Annotated in this window: 12 protein-coding genes; 7 read left to right on the plus strand and 5 right to left on the minus strand. The window is 72.8% G+C overall.

The window, feature by feature from the left end; all coding sequences use genetic code 11:
* The first annotated feature begins 321 nt into the window (after positions 1-321).
* The 5 genes from ACF089_RS05075 (at position 322) to ACF089_RS05095 (ending at position 6,686) form a co-directional block, all read left to right on the plus strand.
* On the plus strand, positions 322-1,281 hold the full coding sequence (locus ACF089_RS05075; RefSeq protein WP_392022003.1) for a glutathione S-transferase C-terminal domain-containing protein: 960 nt from the start codon (positions 322-324) through the stop codon (positions 1,279-1,281).
* A gap of 422 nt (positions 1,282-1,703) precedes the next feature.
* Positions 1,704-2,870, plus strand: a complete 1,167-nt coding sequence (locus ACF089_RS05080) for an LLM class flavin-dependent oxidoreductase (RefSeq protein WP_392022005.1) — start codon at positions 1,704-1,706, stop codon at positions 2,868-2,870.
* Positions 2,871-3,171: 301 nt separating this feature from the next.
* Positions 3,172-4,422 (plus strand): cytochrome P450, encoded by a 1,251-nt coding sequence (locus ACF089_RS05085; RefSeq protein ID WP_392022008.1) that lies wholly within the window; start codon positions 3,172-3,174, stop codon positions 4,420-4,422.
* 179 nt (positions 4,423-4,601) lie between these two features.
* Positions 4,602-5,948 carry a phosphatase PAP2 family protein gene (locus tag ACF089_RS05090; protein ID WP_392022011.1) on the plus strand — a complete coding sequence of 449 codons (1,347 nt, stop codon included), beginning with the start codon at positions 4,602-4,604 and terminating at the stop codon, positions 5,946-5,948.
* Positions 5,949-6,305: 357 nt separating this feature from the next.
* Entirely contained in the window at positions 6,306-6,686 is a 381-nt protein-coding gene (locus tag ACF089_RS05095) for a VOC family protein (protein WP_392022014.1), read from the plus strand.
* Between the two features lie 134 nt (positions 6,687-6,820).
* Here ACF089_RS05095 and ACF089_RS05100 read toward each other — a convergent pair whose 3' ends face one another.
* The 4 genes from ACF089_RS05100 to ACF089_RS05115 form a co-directional block, all read right to left on the minus strand.
* The gene (locus ACF089_RS05100; RefSeq protein WP_392022017.1) at positions 6,821-7,744 is read right to left on the minus strand and encodes a hypothetical protein; all 924 of its coding nucleotides are present in this window, start codon (positions 7,742-7,744) and stop codon (positions 6,821-6,823) included.
* Between the two features lie 2 nt (positions 7,745-7,746).
* Entirely contained in the window at positions 7,747-9,543 is a 1,797-nt protein-coding gene (locus ACF089_RS05105; protein WP_392022020.1) for a sulfite reductase subunit alpha, read from the minus strand.
* Complete coding sequence (locus tag ACF089_RS05110; protein ID WP_392022023.1) at positions 9,540-15,140, minus strand: glutamate synthase-related protein; 5,601 nt, start codon at positions 15,138-15,140, stop codon at positions 9,540-9,542. Before ACF089_RS05110 ends, ACF089_RS05105 begins: the two co-directional genes overlap by 4 nt.
* 470 nt (positions 15,141-15,610) lie before the next feature.
* Positions 15,611-18,943, minus strand: a complete 3,333-nt coding sequence (locus tag ACF089_RS05115) for a S8 family serine peptidase (protein WP_392022025.1) — start codon at positions 18,941-18,943, stop codon at positions 15,611-15,613.
* Positions 18,944-19,343: 400 nt separating this feature from the next.
* On the opposite strand from ACF089_RS05115, the gene ACF089_RS05120 reads away from it, so the two are divergent.
* Entirely contained in the window at positions 19,344-20,312 is a 969-nt protein-coding gene (locus ACF089_RS05120; RefSeq protein ID WP_392023362.1) for a zinc-binding alcohol dehydrogenase family protein, read from the plus strand.
* 197 nt (positions 20,313-20,509) lie between these two features.
* Here ACF089_RS05120 and ACF089_RS05125 read toward each other — a convergent pair whose 3' ends face one another.
* Positions 20,510-21,181, minus strand: coding sequence for a DUF1326 domain-containing protein (locus ACF089_RS05125; RefSeq protein WP_392022027.1), 672 nt, complete (start codon positions 21,179-21,181; stop codon positions 20,510-20,512).
* A 1,166-nt stretch (positions 21,182-22,347) separates the two neighbouring features.
* On the opposite strand from ACF089_RS05125, the gene ACF089_RS05130 reads away from it, so the two are divergent.
* Entirely contained in the window at positions 22,348-22,770 is a 423-nt protein-coding gene (locus ACF089_RS05130; protein ID WP_392022029.1) for a hypothetical protein, read from the plus strand.
* The last annotated feature ends 50 nt before the right edge of the window (positions 22,771-22,820 follow it).

Here is a 22,820-nt window from a genome sequence, read left to right on the forward strand (position 1 = left end):
GCGCGCGAGCCGCCGGACACTCCCCTACGGATCCCCAGCTGACGGGCAGGACATGACGGAGCCTCTGGAGTCGCCCGCCGGGCGGGCCGCGCACACGGCCCGGCCGCCCCTTCTCCTGACCTCCCGCCGTCACATCGATCTCCTGCGCGTCTGCAGCGCTCTGCGCTGACATCCGGCGACCGCCGGCACGCGTCCCCGTCGGCGCCGCGTCCCTCCTCCGCCGCGCCCGCACGGGCGCGCGCCCTCACCGCGCCCGTCGATCGCGCGGCGCACCGGCGCACCTCCGCGAACCGGAAGCCCGCCCCGTACCCAGGGAGACCCATGTCCGCCGCATCCCCGACCACCGTGCCGTCCCTCTCCTCCACGCCGTCGCTGCGGGGCAGGATCGGCTCCGACGCGAGCAGCGGATACTTCGCCGCCGCCCGCCGCTACCGCCTCCATCTGGCGCTGTCCTGCCCCTCCTGTCTGCGCATCGCCATCACCCACAGCCTCCTCGGCCTGGAGGAGTGCCTCCCGGTGATACTGCTGCCGGCCGTCCCCGACAGCCCCGACGGCGGGCACCGCGCCCTGCGCCCCCTGTACGAGGCCAGTTCGCACCGGCACCCCGGCCCGGCCCTCGCACCGGTGCTGAGCGACGAGTGGACGGGACGGGTCGTCAGCGCGCACGCCCCGGACATCCTCCGGGACCTGACCCGGACCTTCGGCGGTCACGGCCCCGACCGGCCCACCCTCTGTCCGCCGGGCGCGGACGAGGAGATCGAGGACTTCGGACGGTTCTGCGAGCACCGTGTCGACGAGGCCGCCCAGCACGCCGGAAGAGCCGACGCTGACGGCGCGGAGCGCCGGGCCGCCCTCGACTCCCTGCTCGTCGCCCTGGGCTCGCTGGAATCGCGCCTCGCCCGCCAGTGCTTCGTCCTCGGCGACGAACTGACGGCGGCGGACGTGACGTTGTGGGTGACCCTGGTGCAGCTCGACACCGTGCACCGGCTGCATCTGGACGCCGACGCGGTCCACCGCGTCGCCGGCCATCCGCATCTGTGGCACTACGCGCGGCGGCTGGCCGCCCACCCCGCCTTCGGCCGCCATCTCGATCTGGACGGCATCGCCCGCCGGCACCATGCCCGCTGCCGTGGGCTGGAGGCCGCCGGGGCGGCGGTCCAGATCCTGGACTGGGCGGGCCACATCCCGGACGGGCCCGCCGATCCGCTCTCGCGGCGCTGTCCGGGCGGTTTCATGAACTCGCAACACGCCCTCCACCTCCGCCCGGCCGGCTCCGCCTAGTCTGCGATTCAACGAGTCCCTCGCGCCGGAGCGCGGCGGGGCCCGTTCCGAGCTGGACGAGCGCCGAGCCCTCCGTACGAGGAGAACTCCGCACCAGGAGACCTCCGCACGAAGAGGTCTGTCCGAGCAGACCCCCGCACGCGGAGACCCCCGTACGAGGGCCGGCGGTCATCCACGGCCGACCAGGGAGGCGTCCTTCTCGTGTCCGCACACCCATCGCTCCACCTCGCCGTGACGCCGGACGACGACACGGGCCGGGCCCGGGCCGCCGCGGCCGGGGGCGGTCCCGTACGGCTGGTCCGTGCCGGGGCGCCCAGGCACGGCGGCCGCGACGCCCCTGCGGCGAACGGTCTGTCAGGTCCCCACGCGCGTCCGGCGCGGGCCGCCGGGCGCGCGCGGCGGGAGTCCGGGCGGGCGGCCTCGTGAAGTTCCTGGCCATCAGCCTCGTCGTGCACGCCCCCGACCCGGTCACGGGCGTCCGGAAGACCACCCACGAGCGCTTCCGCGAACTGATCGGCAACGCGCTGCTGGCCGAGGAGCTGGGATTCGACGGCTTCGGCGTCGGCGAACGCCACGAGCGGCCCTTCATCTCCTCCTCGCCTCCCGTCGTCCTCAGCCACATCGCCGCGCTCACCTCGCGGATCCGCCTCTTCACCGCCGTCACCACGCTCAGCCTGCTCGACCCCGTGCGCGCGTACGAGGACTACGCGACCCTGGACCATCTGTCCGGGGGCCGTCTCGACCTGATCATCGGGAAGGGCAACGGCACGGCCCAGCGAGAGCTGTTCGCCGTGACGCCCGAGGACCAGTGGGACCGCAACGCCGAGGGCTACGAGCTGTTCCGCCGGATCTGGCGGCAGGACAGGGTGAGCGCCTCCCCGCGCTTCCGCCCCGGGCTGACGGACGCCGAGGTCTGGCCGAGGCCGTACCAGCGGCCCGTCCGCGTCTGGCACGGCAGCGCGACGAGCCGGGAGTCGGTCGATCTCGCCGCCCGCTACGGGGACCCGCTCTTCTCCGCCAATGTCAGCAACCCGATCGAGCCGTACGCCGAGCTCGTCCGCCACTACCGGGAGCGGTGGGAGCACCACGGCCACGATCCGTCCCGGGCCGTCGTCGGCGCGGGCACGGCCGGCTACTACGCGGCCCGTACCTCGCAGGAGGCCGTCGCCGCGTACCGGCCGCTGTTCGAGAGCCAGCGCGACTTCCAGCGGAACCAGGGCCTCGAACCGGTCTTCGCCACGCTGGAGGACTTCGTCGAGCGCAGCTCGGCGCTGATCGGCAGCCCGCAACAGGTGATCGAGAAGGTGCACCGCCAGCACGAGCGGCTCGGGCACAGCGTGCTCCACCTGCGCGCCGAGGCGAGCGGACTCACCGACGCCCAGCACCGCGAATCGCTCGAACTCTTCCAGTCCGACATCGCTCCCGCGCTGCGGCACGCGATTCCCGACCCGGCGTTCCCCTGGGCTCCGGTCAACGCCGAACCGGATCCCGGGGTCGGGGACGGGGAGGACGGGTCCGGCGCCGATGCCGGGTCCGATGCCGGGCCCGGGGCCGTATCCGCGTCGGAGCCCGCTCTCACCGACCGCTGAGCAGGGGCGCCCGCCCGGAGTCCTCGACCGGCGCCGATCCCGCCCGGCTCCACCGCCGCGCGGGCCCGGCGCGACGCCGCCGCGCACGGGAGTCCGCCGTACCGCGCCTCCCGCCGGAGGCGCGGACACGCGGTGCGCCCACTGGACGCGGCGTGCGCCGGGTATGAGAGTGATGCGGCGGATCCCGTCCGTCACCGTCCGGGGTCCGGCTGACGCGCAGCCCCGCACCCCGGCCGAACGGCGTCGACGACGCGACCGGCCCCGGTGCCGTCCTCCGTCCGCCTCGTGCCCGAGGAGCGCCATGGAGCAGGAACCCTTGATCGTGCTCGACCCCGGCGGCGGCGATCGCCACGGGGAGGACGCCGCCCTCCGCGCCCGCGGCCCCCTCACCCGGGTCGACGTCCTCGGCGTGGAGGCCTGGTCGGTCAGCGATCCGGCACTGCTGCGGCGGCTGCTCCTGGACCCCAGAATCTCCAAGGACGCCCGGCGGCACTGGCCCGCCTTCCCCGAGCGGATCGTCGGGGTCTGGCCGCTCGCGCTCTGGGTGGCGGTGGAGAGCATGTTCACCGCCTACGGGGAGGAGCACCGGCGACTGCGGCGCACCATCGGCCCGGCCTTCGCCGCCCGCCGGATCAACGCGCTCGCACCCGTCGTCGAGCGGATCGTCGGGGAACTGCTCGACGATCTCGCGGCCACCCCGCCCGGTGAGACGGTCGATCTGCGGGAGCGATTCGCCTATCCGCTGCCCATCGGGGTGATCAGCCGGCTCGCCGGCCTCTCCGAAGCGGTCCGCTCCCGCTTCCGCCGCACCGTCGACGTGGTCTTCTCCACCAGCCACAGCCCCGAGGAGACCACCGCGGCGGTCCAGGACCTGTACGGGCTCCTCGCCGAGCTGATCGCCGCCAAACGGGCCGAGCCCGGGGACGATCTCACCTCGGCGCTCATCGCGGCCAGGGACACCGAGGGCGACGGAGCGCCCCTGACCGAGGCCGAACTCAACGACACCCTGCTGCTGGTGATCAACGCCGGTTTCGAGACCACCGTCAATCTCCTGGACCAGGCGATCACCGCACTCCTCCGCGACCCCGCGCAGCTCGCCCACGTCCGTGCCGGACGCGCCGGCTGGAAGGACGTGGTCGAGGAGTCGCTCCGCCACGAGGCCCCGCTCGCCCATCTCCCGATGCGGTTCGCCGCCGAGGACATCCCCCTCCCCGAACACGGCGTGACCATCCGGCGGGGCGACGCCGTCCTGCCCTCGTACGCCGCCGCCAACCGGCATCCGGATCTGCACGGCCCCACCGCCGACGACTTCGACGCCACCCGCGCCGACAAGACCCATCTCTCCTTCGGACACGGCATGCACCTCTGCCTCGGGGCCGCCCTCGGCCGCCTGGAGGCCGAAGTGGCTCTGCGCGCCCTCTTCGAGCGCTTCCCCGATCTCGCTCTCGCGGTGCCCCCGGACCGGCTGCGCCCCAAGGAGAGCTTCATCTCCAACGGCCACAGCGAACTGCCCGTCGTCATCCGTCCCCGGAACACCCCTCCCGCCGCCTGACCGGCACGCGCGCCCGGGACGGGACCGGGCGACCAGCGGGACGCCGCCCGGTCCACTTCGATAACATGATCGGATCATGGTGATAGTTCCGACCGTCCGTCTCTCCCGAGGAACGTGCCGCCGGGCACCGAGAAGTACCTTCCCGTCAAGATCAAAAACAAAAATCGGCTAAACAATTGATGCGTGCAATATCACGATATTTTTCACGAATAGGCAGCGAAGCAGCGCCCGCCGCACGACGTCAACGGCGGGTGCTGCTGTGGACCGCGGTGACTGTGGTCGGCCTCGGTTTCCTGGTCGCGCTGGAACTGGCCGCGCGCAACTATGACCTGCCGGGCCCGATCGTCCATCAGGCGCGCGAGGCGATATTCGTCCCCGCGTCCGGGCACCTGCTGTACGCCAGCATGGCGTTGATGATGGTCGTGCTCACCTGGCGGCAGCGTTTCATCGCGGTCGGCGCCGCGGTCGGCATCGACATCGCCTTCGCGCTCGTACGGTGGGCGGCCGACGCCGAGCAGGGCTACGGCAACGGCCCGTTGTGGGTGATCCTCGGCTGCGCGGTCATCGCGGTGACGCACCGCAAGGGCCCGGAACGGGTGCTCCTGCTCAAGGGCGTCGCGCTGGGCCTGCTGCTGGTGGCGGGCCGCAAGACCGGCGACACCTGGCTGCTGATCACCTCCAAGACCCGCCCCGAGGTCCTCGACCAGTACGTCCTGACCGCCGACCAGGCGCTGGGCAACCCCTCGTGGCTGGTGGGCCGGATGGTCGACGCCACCGGCCCGGTCGGCGCCCATGTCCTCGACTGGGTCTACGTCAAGCTCGCGGTCGCCGCGGTCGTCTTCGCGGTCTACCAGCTGCGCAACGTCGCCGCCGAGGGCCGCTTCCCGGGCCACCATCTGGTGCGCACCTTCCTGGTCATCGGCCTGCTCGGCCCGGGCATCTACATGATCTTCCCGGTGGTCGGGCCGATCTTCGCCTACGGCGTCGACGGCGGGCAGTGGGCGGTGGCCGATCTGTGGCCGAACACCGCGCCGGAGATCACCGCACCACAGCTCATGCCGTTCGACGAGATCACTCCCCGCAACTGCATGCCCAGCCTGCACACGGCATGGGCGGTGGCGATCTTCATCCATTCCCGGAAGGCCCCGCGCCTCCTGCGGCTCGCGGGCACCTTCTGGCTGATCGCCACGCTCGCCGCGACCCTGGGATTCGGCTACCACTACGGTGTGGATCTCGTCGCCGGCGTGGTGTTCACCCTCACCATCGAGGCGGCGCTGCGCTCGCTCGACCGAGGCTGGGACCGCGCGGGCGTCTTGCTGGTCGTCCACGGCGCGGTGGTCTTCACCGCGCTCCTGCTGTCGTACCGCTTTCTGTCGATGGAGATGGCCGACTATCCGTGGGTGTTCGGACCGCTGGTCATTCTGTCGATGATCTCGGTGATCCACCTCTATATGCGGACCGCCAAGAAGTGGGAGGCGGAGCCCGCACCGGCTCGGCAGCCGAAGAAGCAGTTCGAACTCGTCTGACGTCGAAGAGCGCCACTGAAAGGGAGGAGCCCCCGGCCGACGCCGGGGGCTCCTCCCTTTCCTCCGCCCCGCGCCCGCACCGGCGGCGAAGCCGGCAGGGATCGAGCACGTCCGCCGGGCGGCCGCCGGCGCGCGGTCGCGGCCGCCGGGGATCCGGCCGCTGTGACGGACCGCCCGGACCGGACGGGACCGGACTGGCTCGGCCCGGACTGGCCCGGCTCGGCTCGGCTCGGCCCGGAAAATCATTCGCCCGTGATCGTCTCGTCCGATACGGTCGCCAGGTTGTTTCCACCGGGGAGCCCGTGACGTTCGACGGCGACCTTCCCGGCGGACCCCCGGCTGAGAGCAGGATGTGCAATGGCGTGTCGTATCAGTGAACTCGTACTCGGCTGCCACGACCCCGAGGCGCTGGCGCGGTTCTGGTGCGAGGTCCTGGACTTTGTGGTGCTCGACCGCGAGGGCGAGGAAGCGGTGGAGATCGGCCCCAGGGAAGGGTTCGGCGGCGCGCAGCCGACGATCGTCCTCGTTCGCCAGGACGAGCCCGCGAAGGGCAAGTCCCGGCTGCACATCGACGTCAACGCCACCGACCGCGACCAGGCCGCCGAGCTGGAGCGCCTGCTGAAGCTCGGCGCGCGCCCGGCCGACATCGGACAGACGGGGGAGGAGCAGTGGCATGTGCTGACCGACCCCGAGGGCAATGAGTTCTGCTTGCTCAAGGCCCGTCTCAACCCGCTCTGACCCAAGGTCCGGCCCGCCCCGGCGGGAGCTGCCGGGACCGTCACGGCTCCGCCCACGCGGCGCCGGGGGAGTGGGCGCGGATCGTCTCCGCGCCCGCCCCCGGGCACTCGCCCCCGGACCCTAGGCGTCGGACCCTAGGCGTCGGGCAGCGAGGCCGCGAGATGCTCCCAGTCGGTGTGCACACCCTCCCCGACGATGCCGAACTGCGTGATCACCGCGACGCAGCGCCCGTCCCCGTCGTCCAGTTCGATCGCCGAGGTCGGGCCGTGCGCGGCCGCGGAGCGCACCAGATGGCAGGCGCGGACCGCCCGGAGGTCGATCTCCACCGAACTCTCCGCGATCGCCGCGAACACCCGCCCGTCCACCGTCTGGTCGGTGACGTGCACCCGGCCGCCGCACGCCTGCATGGCCCCCGGGGCGAACACCGCGACGCCGATCGGCAGCCCGGCGGAGCAGACATGCTCCAGCACCGCGGGCACGACGCCGACGTCGATCGCCCGGTGCTCGCCGAGGTAGCGGTCGAACGCCCCGCGCCGGGCGATCCCCCCGTCCACGAGGACCGCGTCGAGCTGCGCGAGCTGATCGCCGTTCTCCCAGGAGGGCGACCCGGTGACCGGGGGCGGTCCGGCGGCAGGCCCCCCGGCGTCGGCGGCGCGGGCGAGTCCGACCAGCAGCCGGTCCCCCTCGGAGAGCAGCCGGCCCTGGTGCACGATCCGGCCGTCCGCGCCGAACAGCTGCAGGGCGACCGAGCCGGTCCGCTCGTCCCGCACGGTCGCGGCCGAGACGAGGGCGTCGCCGTCGATGCGCAGCGCGATCGAGCCCGGCCGTACGGTGAACGCCTCGCCGCGCAGACTCGGGACCGCGTAGCTGCCGGCCTGGTCGATCCGTGCGACCGGCCCGCCGGTGACCGCCTGGACGTACTGGAAGAGCGTCAGACAGCGCGCGAGTTCCGGCATCCGCGCGTCGATGGGCCGTACGGTGCGGCCCAGCCGCTCGCAGCGCTGCTCGAACACGCACGGCCCTTCGGCGTCCCGGGACCCGGGATGGTGATTCGTCATGCTCAGTACACATCCCGTACGTAGCGCTTCGCCCGGCGCAGGTCCGCCAGATACCGGGCGGCATCCTCGTCGCCGCGCCCGCGCTGCTCGGCGATGACGCCCAGCAGCGCCGCCTCGACGTCCTTCGCCATCCGGGAGGCGTCGCCGCAGACGTACACGTGCGCGCCGTCCTCCAGCCATCCGTACAGCTCGCGCGAACGCTCGCGCATCCGGGTCTGCACATAGACCTTCTCGGCCTGGTCGCGCGAGAAGGCGAGGTCGAGTCGGGTGAGCACGCCCCGCTCGCCCAGTTCGGCCAGCTCGTCCTCGTACACGAAATCGCTCGCGCGGTGCTGATCGCCGAAGAACAGCCAGTTGCGCCCCGAGGCGCCCCGCGCGGCGCGCTCGTGGAGGAAGCCGCGGAAGGGCGCGATGCCGGTGCCGGGGCCGATCATGATCATGGGGGCGTCGTCGTCCGCCGGGACGCCGAAGGAAGCGTTCGGCTGGAGATAGACGCCGACGGCCGAGTCCGCCGCGCCCTCCGCGTACGCGCCGACCCGGTCCGCGAGATACGTCGACGCGACGCCCTCGTACCGGCGGTGCGGGGTGTCGTACCGGACGGACGCGATCGTGAGATGTACGCGGTCCGGGTGCGCGAGCGGGCTGGAGGAGATCGAGTACTGCCGTGCCTGGAGCGGCCGGAGGAACGGCAGCAGCGCGTCGAGGTCCGGCGCGGCCGGCCCGGCGTCGCGGAGCAGATCGAGCACATCCCGGTTCCAGAGCCAGGAGTCGAGGTCGGACCGGTCGCCGCGGGCGACGACCGAGGCGAGTTCGCTCGACGGAGCACGCTCGACCAGCTCGGCGATCAGCTCCTTCGACGGGGTGCGGATCTCGCGCCCGGTGCGCAGCACCTCGGCGAGCGGCCGCCCCTCGACGTCCTCGTCGCCGCTCGCGCCGAGGTGCTGGAGGAGTTCGCCGACGAGCGCTTCGGCGTTGACCGGCATCACGGCCAGCGCGTCGCCGGCCGTGTACGCGATGCCGCTGTCGCCCAGCTCGAACTCGTAGTGCCGGATCTCCTTCGCGCTGCCCGGCGAGGACAGCAGCCGGTTCACCGCGAGCCGGGAGCGGTACGGATTGCGCCTGTTCCACGGGGAGCGGGTCCGGGAGGCCGGGCCCGCTCCGCCGGCCGTGTCCCCGGCCGCGGGGGCCGGGGCCGCGCCCGCGCCCGTCGCGCCGGTCTCGGCGGCGAGACGCTCCAGGACCGCGGCGGTCCAGGCCGCCGCGGGCTCCTCGAACTCGACGTCGCAGTCGACGCGGTCGTGCAGCCGGACCGCCCCGAGCTGCTCCAGGCGGGTGTCGATGAGCTTGGCGGCCTGGCAGAAGTCGTCGTACCCCCGGTCGCCGAGCCCGAGGACCGCGTAGCGCAGACCCTCCAGCCGGGGCGCGCCCTCCGACTGGAGCGCCTCCCAGAACAGCCCGGCGTTGTCGGGCATCTCGCCCTCGCCGTAGGTGGAGACGACGACGAGGAGGTGGGACATGGCGGCGAGCTGCTCGGGCGTGACGGCGTCGAGTGCGGCGGCGGTCCCGCCGAGGCCGCGGGCGCGGGCCCCGGCGACGGCCTCGTCGGCGAGGGACTCGGCGGTCCCGGTCTGGGTGCCGAACAGCACGTCCACCGTCGCCGAGGGCGCGTCGCCCGGGGCGGTCTCCCGGCGTTCGGCGGCCGCGATGCCCGCGATGAAGCCGGCCAGCCAGGACTCCTGTTCGGCGGAGAACGGCGCGTCGGCGAGGATGAGGGATCCGGTCGGGGGCATGAGCTTCATGCGGTCACCGCCTCGGTCGGGGCCTGCGGGGAGCGGCGGGCGGCGTTGGCGGCGATGTCGGTGAGCGCGGCGGTCGCGAGCAGTTCGTCGAACCGGGCGGCCCGGACCCGGCCGGCGTTCTTCGTGTTCTGGTGGACGATCCAGCCGTAGGTGCCGGGAGCGTCCACGCTGAGGTTGTTCCGCTGCCTCAGCGCGTGCTTGTAGTCGTCGAGGCGCTTGATCGCGATGAGCGTGGCCAGCTCGTCGTCGTCGAACCGGTCCAGCGCGCCGCGCAGATACTTCACCACGCGCTGCTTGACGAGGAAGTCCTCGGTGAGCACCAGATTCCGCACCGCCTCGGCGATGCGGGGATCGTCCAGTCCCGTGGCCCCGGGCACCCGCTTGAGCGCCAGCTCCTGGGCGACGCCGAGCACCGTGTACGAGGACAGCAGCGAGAACATGCCGTCGCCGCCCTGGTCGCCGAGGGCCGGGGCGCGGCCGCCGAGCACGGTGCGGCGGTCGCGGTAGTCGACCTTGAAGGCGCGGAGCTTGTCCGTCGCGATCGAGGTCGCCAGTTCGTCGAGCAGCTCGGACCGGGTCGCCGCGGCGAGGATCTCGGAGGCGTCCTGGTACAGCAGCAGCGCCCGGGGCATCCCGCAGTACACATGCCGCCGCTCGTTCTCCCAGTCCTCCAGCAGCCGGGTCGCGAGCCGGGATCCGGTGGCCTCGACGTGCCACTCCAGGAGCAGCCGGACGGCCTGCTCGTGGAAGGCGCCGTGCGCGGTGTCGGTCACCGGGAACACGAGCAGGGAATCGGCGCTCACCCGGCCGGGCAGCTCGCCCGACGGGTCGTACTGGTAGAGGAACCCGCCGCTCATGCCGTTGCCGAGGCCCTTGCCGAAGCCGCCGAGATTGAGCACCGAACCGCCGGTCATGTACTCGCAGCCGAAGTCGCCGACGCCCTCCACGACCGCGGTCGCGCCGGAGTTCCGCACGGCGAACCGGTCGCCCGCCTCGCCCTCCACGAACGTCCGTCCGCCGGTCGCGCCGAACAGCGCGAAGTTCCCGACGAGCACATTGCCGCCGCGCTCGGCGCTGCCGCCGCCCGGGGCGCGGACGACGATCCGGCCGCCGCTCTGGCTCTTGCCGACGCCGTCGTTGGCGGTGCCGGTGTGTTCGAGCGTGATGCCGTCGTTGCAGAACACGCCGTACGACTGACCGGCGGACCCGGCGGTGCGGATGCGGACGGCCCCGTCCACGAGCCGGCGGCGGCCGCGGTCGTCGGTCGCGACCGCGGACGCGCCGGCGAGGTCGAGCGCGCCGAGTTCGTGGTTGAGGAGCCGCTCCACATCGATGCCGAGCTGCCCGCCGACCGACTTGTCGCTGTTGCCGAGGCGGACGCCCTCGATCAGGACGGCCGGCTCGCACCGCTCGATCAGCGCGGCGCGGACGCGCTCGATGAGCGCGTCGTCGGTGGTGAAGTCCTTCTCCAGATACTCCGGGTCCGCGACGACCTTCTCGGGCACGCGCGCGAGCAGCCGGCGGACGTCGAGACGTCCGACGCTCGCGGGATGGTCGAGCAGCTGGAGCAGATCCGTGCGACCCCGGGCCTCGCGCAGGGACCGCAGACCGAGACGGGCGAGGATCTGCCGGACGTCGTGCGCGATGTTGAGCAGATACTGCGCCAGCGCGCGCGGATCGCCCTCGAAGACCTCGGCGTTCGTGGTCAGCCCGGCGGGGCACTTCACATTGCAGCTCTTCGCCATGACACAGCCGAGCATCATGAGCGCGGTGGTGCCGAACTCGAAGCTGTCGGCCCCGAGCAGGGCCGAGGTGACGACATCGCCGCCGGTCTGGTGCGCGCCCGAACAGCGCAGGACGACCTTCTGCCGGAGCCCGTTCGCCACGAGCGCCTGGTGCACCTCGGCGACGCCGATCTCCGCCGACCGGCCGGCGTACTTGAGGCTGGTGACGGCCGCGGCCCCGGTGCCGCCGGTGTTTCCGGCGACGTTGATGACGTCCGCGCCGGCCTTGGCGACGCCGACCGCGATGGTGCCGATGCCCTCGGAGGACACGAGCTTCACGACGACCCGCACCCGCGCGGCCTTGCAGTCGTGGATGAGCTGCGCGAGATCCTCGATCGAGTACGTGTCGTGGTGCGGCGGCGGGGAGATCAGCTCGATGCCCGGGGTGCCGCCGCGCGCCGCCGCGATGTCGACGGTGACCTTCGGCGCGGGCAGCTGACCGCCCTCGCCCGGCTTCGCGCCCTGGCCGATCTTGATCTCCAGCTCTTCGAGCATCGGGTCGGCGAGATAGCCCGCCCAGATCCCGAACCGGCCGGACGCGAACTGCTTGATCCGGGACCCGCGGATCGTGCCGTACCGGGAGTGGTGCTCGCCGCCCTCGCCGCTGTTCGACAGGGCGCCGACCATGTTCGTGCCGTGCGCGACGGCCTCGTGCGCGGTCGCCACGAGCGCGCCGTGGCTCATCGCGCCGGAGGCGAGCGCGCGGGTGATCTCGTGCGCCGGACGCACCTCGTCGAGCGGCACGCTCTCGGGCGCGCTCGTGAGCAGCGTGAGCAGCCGCGCGGCGGCGCCGACGGCGGCGACGACGACACCGCCGGCGTCCGCCTCCAGCGTCTCGACCTCGCCGGGGTGCGCGAGCGCGAGTCCGCCGGCGAGCGCGGCGTGCCGCTCGGCCCCGTCCGGCCCCGGGGGGATCAGACGCAGCCGGGCCGTCACCGCGCCGTCCAGCCCGGCGCCCGTGTCTCCTGAGACGTCCGACGAGGACGACGACGCGGACGAGGACGACGCGGAGACGGAGGCGGCCACACCGCGAACCGTGACGCTCGCGTTGCCCCCGGTGGAGAACCGCCCCAGCTCACGGGCGAAGTCCTCCGGCGTGCTCAGCCCGGTGACATCGGCGGGCAGCGCGAGCACGTCGCGGAGCGCGGAGGGGCGGCGGAGGCGCTCCTCGCGCGTCGTCCGCAGGAAGGCGCGGTACCCGGGCGTGATCCGGAACGCGTCGATCTCGGCGTCGCTGAGCGCGTCGTACCCCGTGTTCCGGTACGCGGCGTCCGTGATGCCGAACGCGTCGTCGAGCTGGCCGAGCGTCAGCAGCCGGAGCGCGTCCGAGTCGTCCGGCCGGCCGAACTCCGGCCGCTCCTCGGTCATGTCGCCGAAGCCGCGCACGGCCGAGACGCCGTACGAGTGCCCCGCGCCGTCGGACCGCTCCTTGAACAGGCCGAGCAGCGGGATCTGCTGCTCGGTCTCCACCGTACGGGCCCGCTCGTGCCACTCCGTCGCGGCCTGCGCGATCCGGGCGAAGCCGACCCCGCCGACCGGGGCGTCCATGTGCGGGAAGATCCGCGCGAACACGTCGTCGCGGGTGTCGAGGTAGTTCGGCTCGAAGAACTCGCCGCCGATGTAGCTCTCGGCGGTGCACAGCCCCACCCGGCCCATCGTCTTCGCGAGGGACTTCTCCGCCGCCTTGCGGAACCGCGCCAGCGCCCGGTCGGTCTCGGTGACCTCGCCCGCGGGCGCGGGCGCGCTGGGGTGCTTCTCCTCGGCGCGCAGCCGCGCGCTGAGGCTGTAGACCGCCGAGGCGCCGAAGCCGAGCGCGGTCGCGACATGGTGCGAGGAGGCCAGCTGACCGCTCTCCGTCACGATCGAGACGCGCAGGCGCAGCCCGGTCTCGATGAGGCGCTGGTTCACCGCCGCGACGGCGTGGATCACCGGCAGCGGAGCGCGCGTCGACGAGATCGCCCGGTCGCTGAGGAGCGCGATGCCGCCGCCGTCCGCGGCGAACCGCTCGACGTCGTCGCAGAGCCCGTCGAGCGCGGACCGCAGCGCGTCGGCGTTGGCGGTCTCGTCGCCGGGCGCCGGGACGTAGAGCATGGCGAACCGCTCCAGCGGCACGATCCGCTGGTCGCGCAGCCGGACCATGTCGAGGTGTCCGAGCACGGGCGAGGAGAGCACGAGCTGCCGTCCCGCCGTGCTCCCGGCGCCGTCGGGCTTCGGGCCGAGCGCGACCCGCATGCTCATGCCGTCGGCCTCGCGGATGCTGTCGAGCGGCGGATTCGTCACCTGGGCGAAGCGCTGCGAGAAGTACTTCGCCATGCCGCCCTCGGTGTCGCTGAGCGCGTTGATGGCGTTGCCGTACCCCATCGCCGAGATCCGCTCCGACCCGTTGGCGAGCATCGGGTCGAGCATGAAACGGAAGCTCTCCTGGTTCAGCGAGTACGCCACGTACCGCCCGGCGAGGCTGAGGTCGCCGTCGTACCCGAGCGTCGTCGTGCCGCGCTCGTAGCCGGGGGCCGGCAGATCGTCGAGGTTCACCCGGGCCTCGGTGAGCAGCTCGGAGTACGGGCGGCGCTCGGCGAGGGCGTCGAGCACCTCGCGGGTGCGCATCCGGCGGCCGGTGCGGTGGTCGACGACGAGCATGCCGCCGGCCTCGATACGGCCCCGGTGCACGACCTCGTCGTCGGGGAACGCGACCTGGCCCGCCTCGGACGCCACCATGAGGTAGTCGGCGGTCTCGACGGTGCGCAGCGGGCGCAGACCGAGCCGGTCCAGCCGGGCGCCGATGACGTCCCCGTCGCTGAAGATCACGGCGGCCGGGCCGTCGTTCTTCTCCTCGTACAGCGAGAAGTACTCCAGCATGTCCCGCACCGCGCCGGGCAGCGTGCGGTCGTTCTCCCACGCCGGCGGCATGAGCGAGACGACCGCCTCAACGATGTCGAGACCGTCGTCGAACACCCGGCTCTGCAGGGTCTGGTCGAGCCGGCTGGAGTCCGACTGGCCCGGCGGGCGCACGATGCTGCGGGTGCGCGCGCGGGCGAGGGCCTCGTCGGACAGCCGGTTCTTGCGGTCGGTGTTCAGCTCGCCGTTGTGCGCCATGAGGCGGAACGGCTGCGCCATGGTCGGGTGCGGCTCGGTGTTCGTGGAGAAGCGGGTGTGGAAGTACAGCGAGCGGACGGAGTGCCGGGGATCGCCCAGATCGCGGAAGTACCCGATGACCTCGGCGGAGTTGAGCCGTCCCTTGAGCACCTGGGTCCGCGCGCTCAGGGAGAGCGGGTACAGCCCGGCGTACGCGCCGTCGGCGTAGGCGACCGCCTCGACGGCGAGCAGCGCGCGGTTGGCGGCCGCGTCGACCTCGTCGCGCTCCCAGCTCCCGGGCGCGCGGAACACCCACTGCACGATGGGCAGCTGGTACCGGTCGGCCGCGGGGTTGGTGACGCTGTGATCCACCGGGACCTCGCGGACCAGCAGGACCTCGAACCCCTGCTCGGCGATGCTCCGGCCGACCAGCTCCACCGCGCCGTCGCGGCGGCCGGCGTCGGTCGGCACGAAGCAGTTCGCGACGCCGAAGCGCCCCGCGCGCAGCTCCTCGCCGGTGATCGCGCCGAAGAACTCCACCGACAGATCGACGCTCACACCCGCGCCGTCGCCGACGCCCTCGGCCGATTTGCCGCCGCGGTGCGGGATGGCGCGGAGGGCCTCGTCGCCCTTGCGGACGACCTCGTGGCTCGGCGTCCCGTCGAGACGGGTGATGAAGCCGACGCCGCAGTCGCTGTGGTCGCGGGCAGGGCTGTGGAGCCCGAAGGGGGAATGGTTCACGTGGGTCCTGTCAGCGAGAATCCGGGCAGCGGACGGCCAGGCTGCGTCGGTGAAGCGCTCGCCGCGGGCGGACCGGTGTGACGGTCGAGCCCTGAGGGGTGTGAGTGAGTACGGTAAGGCTTGCCTAATCTCCACCGCAAGTGTCTGCCCGCTCCGGTTTCCGGATCCGGACGTCCGGATCGGCGGGCGGCCCGCGCCCCGCCCGGGGCAGGGGCCTCGCACGACGGGTCGCGCACATGCTGGACAGCACTGTCCAGCATGTGGACGATCATGCGAATGGCGGCCCGGGGACGGCGGAAGCCGGCCGGGCGGGAGACAGGGACGGAGGGCGGGAGACGGCGGCCGCGAGGCCGGTCAGGGCCTTCGCGGAGGGCGGGGCCGCCACAGGGGACGGACGGCCCGGCGGAGCGCCCACGGGAAGACGATCCGCCGGGCCGCCGCGATCGTGCGGCCCGCCGGGGCGGTGGTGCCTACTTGCCGAAGAAGGCGTCGTACACGGTCACCTCGGCGCCGCCGCCCTGCTTGTCGGTCACCTGGGCGCGCAGCGCGATCGACTTGCCCCTGGCCGGATTCTTCACGGTGACCTTGTTCTCGGTCACCGTGAGCTTCCGCCAGGTCCTGCCGCCGTCGTAGGAGGCGTGCGCGGTCAGGGCCTTGACATTGCCCCCGGCCGCCGCGCCGTCGATCCGGAGCGGAACGGTCTGGGTCGCGCCCGCCGGAGCGGTGCTGTCCGGGCCGACCCCGGCGCCGGAGAAGCGCACGGTCGACAGGGGCATCAGCACCTCGTCGTCCGTGGGGGCCGCGTCCGCGCGGAAGGTCCACTCGGCGTCGATCCGGGTGCTCACCCGAGCCGTCGCGGCGCTCCGCGCGACCGACGCGGCGAGCCGGAACTCACCCGCGTCCCGGCCGATCGCCAGCGGCTCCCTGCCGGTCAGCGCGTCGGCGTTCTCGGCGATCTTCGTCCCGTTCCGGTACAGCGTCGTCGTGGCGGAGGTGACGTCGGACGATCCGGCGTTCCCGCTGCCGTCCGAGAAGAACGGCATGCGGGTGTACAGCCGATCGCCGAGGCGCGCGGAGCCCGCGTTCCGGCCGAGCATGGGACCGAAGACCGCGGTGTTGAAGGTCTCCCGGTACGTCTTGCCCGCCCGATAGCTCCTGGGCGCGGAGTCCAGCGTCGCGTCGGCGTCGTAGCCGTCCGGGTGCTCGCCCACGACCTGGCCGAAGGAGAAGCCCCACTTCGCCCTGCCGTCCGCGAGGACGTGCAGGGTGCGGGTGTCGGGCAGCGGCCGTGCGGCGCCGAAGCCGCTCACTCCCCACACGGTGTCCCCGATGAGCGCGTTGGCCTCCAGGGCGCCCCGCTTGCCCTCGGCCGAGGCGCCGAGGCCGACCTTCACCGCCGCGAACTCCGCGGACTTGAAGGCGCGCGTGTAGCCGGTGGGAATGCGCTTCACCGGACCGCCGGTGGCGATCTTGTACTCGGCGCCGGACTTCCCGCGCCAGCTCCCGGTCCAGGTCTGGTTCAGGGACCCGTCGGTGATCTGCGGGCCGAGGTGACCGATGCGTACGGTGTCCAGCGCGAACATCGGGTAGAACCCGCCGATGGATCCGCCGTCCGGCGCGGACCAGGCGAACTCCGCGACTCCGAAGGTGAAGACGGCCTTCGGGTCGGGCACGGTGGGCCGCACCGGCTTCGCCGTGCGGGCGTCGAGCGTGATCGTCCGCGCCCTGTCGACCGTCAGCCGGGGCTGGACCAGGACGTCGCGCCCCTTGGAGAAGTCCGCCGGATCGTCCCGGGCGTCGGCGTTGAGCACATACTCGCCCTTGGGGATCCGGACCGTGACATCGCCGTCGGCGGAGTCCACGATGTGCCCGAGACCGGGCACCGTCCTCGATATCAGCGCCGTCTCGAACTTCGTGCTCGGCCTGCCGTCCGGCCCGATGTGCTTCAGCGTGACGTCGTACGACTCGGCTTCGCGCTCGATCGCGACGGTGCTGCGGACGGTCTGGCCCTCCCCGGAGGCGATGACGGAGGCCGTGAAGTGACCGTCGTCGCCCCCGCCGATCCGGGTGTCCGCGGTGACGTCGACCGTCGCGGAGCCCCCGGCCGGAACGGTGACCCGGTCCGCGCCGGTGGTGAAGAATCCGGCCGGGGCCGGCTTGTTCCCCGGGGCGTGTCCGGTGACGGTCAGATCGAGGGTGATGTCCGCCGTACCGCTGTTGCGGTAGGTGAGCTTCTTGGTGACCGGGGCGTTGTCGGTGTGCGGCCACAGCTGCTTGCCGAGGTCGAGCGAGACCTCCTCGGCGAACACCGTCTGCTGCATCGCCCTGTCGACGGAGATACGGCCGGCGCCCTGCTCATACGGTGTGTGTCCGGTGTCCACGGCGGACGAGGCGAGGGCGCTCCGCAGCTGCCCGGCCTTCCACTCCGGGTGGCGCTGCTTGAGCAGGGCCGCCGCGCCCGCGACATGCGGGGTGGCCATCGACGTACCGGACATCGTGGAGTAGCCCGGGACGCCGCCCGGCGTCTCGGTGCCGGCGGCCGCGGCGGCGGAGATGTCCACACCGGGCGCGGCCACATCGGGCTTGATGCCGCCGCCGATCCGGGGGCCGGTGCTGGAGAAGTCCGCGAGCTTGTCCGCGCGGTCGACGGCGCCGACGGTGAAGGCGCCGTCCGCGCTGCCCGGCGAACCGATCGCGTTGCCGCCGGAGTTCCCCGCCGCCACCGCGAAGAGCACCCCCTTGTCGGCCGTCATCTTGTCGACCTGGGCCTCCACGGGGTCGATCCCCGGATGATCCCGGCTGCCGAGGCTGAGATTGACGATGTCCGCCCCCTGAGCCACCGCCCACTCGATGCCGGCGACGGTCTCGGAGTCGCTGCCGTACCCGTCGTCGTCCAGCACCTTGCCGCTGATGATCCCGGCCTGCGGCGCGACGCCCCGGTGGGTCCCGTCCGACCGGGCTCCGCTGCCCGCGGCCGTGGAGGCCACATGGGTGCCGTGGCCCTGCCGGTCCACGGCGTCCGGGGACGCGCTGAAGTTCCGGGACGCGACCACCCGGCCCTTCAGATCGGGGTGCTCGGCGTCGACGCCCGTGTCGAGGACGGCGATCCGCACCCCCTTGCCCTCGTACCCGGACCGCCACGCCTGGGGAGCGCCGATCTGGCCGGTGCTCTTCTCCAGCGCGGCCTTGCGGATGCCGTCCAGCCAGATCCGGCTGATCCCGGACGCCGTGGCGCGCGCCGCGCTGTCCGTGCCCCTGGTCAGGGTCTTCCACAGCCCGGGAGTCGCGGTGACCGCGTCCGCGTTGAGCGTCCTCAGCGGCCGCTCCGGCTCGGTGTCGCCCGCGGCCCGGACGGCCTCGCGGGCGCCTGCGCCCGAGGCCCCGCCGTACGCCACGATCAGCCGCAGCCCGTCGCGGTACGCCTTCCGGCTCTCCGGCCGGCTCAGCTCGGTGACGTCGAACAGCCGCCGGTCCAGCCTGCCGTCGGCGATCAGCCCGCGCGCGTCATGGGGCACCGCGTGGGTGTGACCGCGGTCGGTGTAGGTCTGCACGGGAACGCTCTCGCGCCCCTTGGCCGGGTCGAATCCGACGATCCTGCCCCTGCCGTCGACCCGGACCCGGTCGCCGGTGATCAGCGTGACCCACTCGGCCCCGGCGGACACCGGCCCGGCCTCCGCGGCGCTCCCGCCGGGCGGCGGCGGGGAGGCGGTGGCGGACCCCGCCCCGGTCATTCCGGCGACCAGCGCCAGCGAGACCGCGGCGGTGAGCGCGGCGACCCCGGCGCGCTGATGTCTGTTGAACACAAAACCTCCTGGGGGTGTGAGCGAGCAGATACGGCCTCGCTCATCCCGGGAGAAGTGGAATTGAGACGTCCGAGGTTGACCGGAAGTTCGATCATGGCTGGAAGCAGCCGGTGGGGAGACGGGTTCCGGGCGTATCGCCGATCGAGGCGAACGCATCCGGCGCCCCGGTCGTCTTGATCCGGTTGGGGAGCCGAATCCGGCCCGGTGTCTCCGCCGATCCGGGTGCCGGCCGTCGCGCGACGGGCCCGGTCCCGCGGCGGCCCCGGGCGGTCGGCGACGGGGCCTGGATGCCGCCATTGGTGCCGAGTCCGGGCGGCGGGCGACGGAGTTCCGGCGCGTTCGGGCGGCGGTGCGCCACGATGGCCGGCGGAGATCACGAGGAGGCCCTGTGGGGAAGACCATGCGCGCCGTCGTTCTGGAGGAGCCGGGACCGGTGGACCATCTGGAGCTGCGGGTGCTCCCGGTGCCCGAGCCGGAGCCGGGCTGGGTGCGGATCAAGGTGGAGGCGTTCGGTCTCAACCGGTCCGAGCTGCACACCCGGCTCGGTCTCGCCGAGGGGGTGACCTTCCCCCGGGTGCTGGGCATCGAGGCGACCGGGACGGTGGACGCCGACCCGGACGGGGTGCTCCGGCCGGGCCAGCAGGTGGTCACCATGGTCGGCGGCATGGGCCGTACCTTCGACGGCGGCTATGCCGAGTACACGGTCGTGCCGCGCTCCCAGGTCGTCCCCTTCGCCTCGGAACTGCCCTGGGAGACGGTGGGGGCGCTGCCCGAGACCCTCCAGACCGCCTATGGATCGCTCACCACCGGCCTGGGGCTCCGGGCGGGGCAGACACTGCTGATCCGCGGCGGGACCTCGGCGCTCGGGCTGGCGACGACGGCGCTCGCCAAGGACCTGGGCGCGACGGTGTTCGCGACCACGCGCAGTCCGGACCGGGTCCGGATGCTGGCCGACCACGGCGTGGACCATCCACTGGTCGACGACGGCGAGGTCGCCCCCTCGGTGCGCGAGATCCTCCCGGAGGGAGTGGACGCCGGGCTCGAACTGGTCGGCACGCCCACGCTCCCCGACACCCTGGCCGCCACCCGCGACCAGGGCACCGTCTGCTTCACCGGGATGCTCTCCAACCAGTGGACCGTCCCCGACTTCTACCCGATCGACTATCTCCCCCGGGGAGTGCGGCTGTCCGCCTACGGCGGAGCCTCCGCCGATCTGCCCGCCGAGACGCTCCAGCACTATCTGGACCGCATCGCCACCGGCGAGTTCTCCGCGGGACCCGTCCACGTCTACCCCCTGGACCGGATCAGGGACGCGCACCGCGACATGGAGGAGGGCAGACACCCGGGGAAGCTCGTCGTACGGCTGTGAACCGGGCCCCGGCACCCGCCGGGCGGGGGGCGGGGGCCGGGGCGCGGAGGAGGTCGTACGACGGGCCGTTCGCTCACGCGGCGGGGGCCGGCGGGGTCGGTCGGCCGGTCGCGGATCGGCTGTTCGCGGATCGGCTGTGCGCGGTCCGGTCGGTCAGGGCCCGGTGGGTACGCCTCGGTCGGTCGCGGCCCGGTGGGTCATGCCTCGGTCGGTGACGCCTCGGTCGGAGACGCCTCGGGCCGCCAGTCGAAGGGGAAGTGCTTGCTGGAACCGCCCCGGTACTCGCGGGAGAAGTCGAAGCCCTCGGCGCGGTCCGCGCTCACCACACCCCAGGTCGCGACCTGGCCGGGGCCCACCTCCGACCCCGGTGCGTTGATCAGCTGCACCCGGCGATTCGGGTCCGCGGTCGGGCCGGTCAGCGCCGTGGCCCCCACGCTCACCTTGTCGGACACGGTCGCGCCCCAGTGCGCGAGATCCGGCGCGGCCTCGAAGGTGATCGGGGCGTACTCCACCCCGCGCACATCGCTGATCAGCGAACCGAAGGTGCCGGGCCAGCCTCCGGCGTTGCCGCGGAAGATCTCCTCCAGGGCGTCCCGCTGCTCCTGCGTCCCCTTCGCGTCGATGTAGAACATCGCGGCCATCGTGGCGTCAGGGTCGTTCACCCACATGTTCCCGGCGAACTCGCCGAGCGCCACCACGCCCAGGCCGTCCAGGCGCACATCCCCGTAGTGCCCCTCGTGGATCTGCCACACGAGCGTGAACAGACAGCCGCCGTCCGTCGGAGCCTGCGCGAACGTGCAGGGACAGGGCATCGAGCAGCTGCACACGTCGAACCACTCGCCCTTGAGGTGCCAGTTGGTCTCGCTCATCGCTGTTTCCCCTCTCTCAGATACCCCGGTGGGGTATCGACTTGACGGGAGGCTAGCTCGCTGTCCGCGACGGTGTCAAATACCTCAGGGGGGTATGCAAGTCGCCTTGTTCGGCGGGTAGTTGACCGATACTCGGGGCCTTGTCGCAGTCGATGGGTGGGCGTTCGTCCGGGTCTATGGCCGAATCCATTCGCATACTGGCGCGTTCCCGCTGGCCGAGGGTGCGGGGAGGCTCTGAGGTGCGCACCCCGCCCCGCTGTCTACTAAGGTGGTTAACGGTTCGGTGCGGTCCGGCGGAGGAGGGCCGGCGTCGCGCGGTGGCCGTGGCGTCTCGTGTCGTGCCGTGTCGTGCCGTGTGGAGAATCGCATCGCTTGCGGGCGCCCGGCTGTAAAGCGGGTCGCGCCAGGAGCCTTTCCGCGCACTTCCCGGCCGAATGCCGCGACAGGCTGAATCTCCCCTCGCCGCAAGGGAGTTGTCGGTGAGCCGGGCGAAGTCCCGATTTCCTCCTCAAGCGGAAGGCGCGCTAGGATCACGGCATGATCACGGTCCGGTCCGGTCGCCATCCACGAAAGCTCCGCCGCTCGGCGCGGCTGTTCTGTCTGGCCGCCCTGTCCGTTCTGCTCATCGGGCTCTTTCTGCCGCACGGCGTCACCGCGAAGGATTCCGCGACGAACGCGGCGGTTTCCCGAACGGCCGTACTGTCCATGAACGCCGAAGAGTCCGGCGCGGCGGTGCGAGCGGCGCACGCCGTCGGTCACGAACCGGCCCATCCCGTGCACGGATGCGCACCCGGACCGCCGCGACAGGCCGTGGTGGCGGAAGCACCGTGCCCGTTCTCCTGGGCGGAGACACGGATCACGGGCCAGAAGGATCCCTGCCCGTCCGCCCCGCCCGGGGCGACGCCGGCCGTTCCCTCGCCGGAATGCGCCAGAGCGTCGTCAGTCGTCCTTCGGACATAGGCCCCGCGTGCGTCCGTAAGACTGTTCCGAATCCGCCCGCTCGCCCTTGTGCGCCCGCGCCCGGAACGATTTCAGCCTTTCGGCGTCCATTCCTCCATGTCCCTTTTCGGCGGGCAGGTGTATATCGCCCTGCCTTCCCATTCGCTGAACCACCGCAGCCCCTTTCGCCGTCCAGGACGGGGAAACGACTGCCGCAGGAAGGGCATATGCGCCGCCGATTCCCCGGATGCCACCGCTTCCGGTTCCCGGCCCGTCCGGGACGATTAATCGCCTGTGTACTGAGCGGGCTCCTGCTCGCGACACTCCACTGCTCCACTCCCGCCGTCAGCGGCCACCACGAGCATGTCTCGTCGGTGACCCCGGCCGCCGAACTCGGCCGCCACGGCGCTCCGGGCGACTCCGGGCACCCCGCGCATCACGGCGGCTCCGACTGCTCCGCCCCCGAGGCCCTTCCGCAGATCCTGAGCGAGGCCCAGCCCGTCCCCGGCGCGGAAGCCGCCTCGCCCCTCGCCCTCGCCGACCGCCCCCCGGCGGCGACGGCCACCGCCCTCCACCAGCGGTCCGGCAGACCGCTCACCGACCGGTCCGGCCGCTCGACGCTCACCAGCGTCTGCCGGTGGCGCGTCTAAACCACTCCCCGCCCGCAGCCCCTCAGCGGCTGCCGTACGCCGAGAACCCG

Source organism: Streptomyces sp. NPDC014894, assembly GCF_043080985.1.
Taxonomy (GTDB): Bacteria; Actinomycetota; Actinomycetes; order Streptomycetales; family Streptomycetaceae; genus Streptomyces.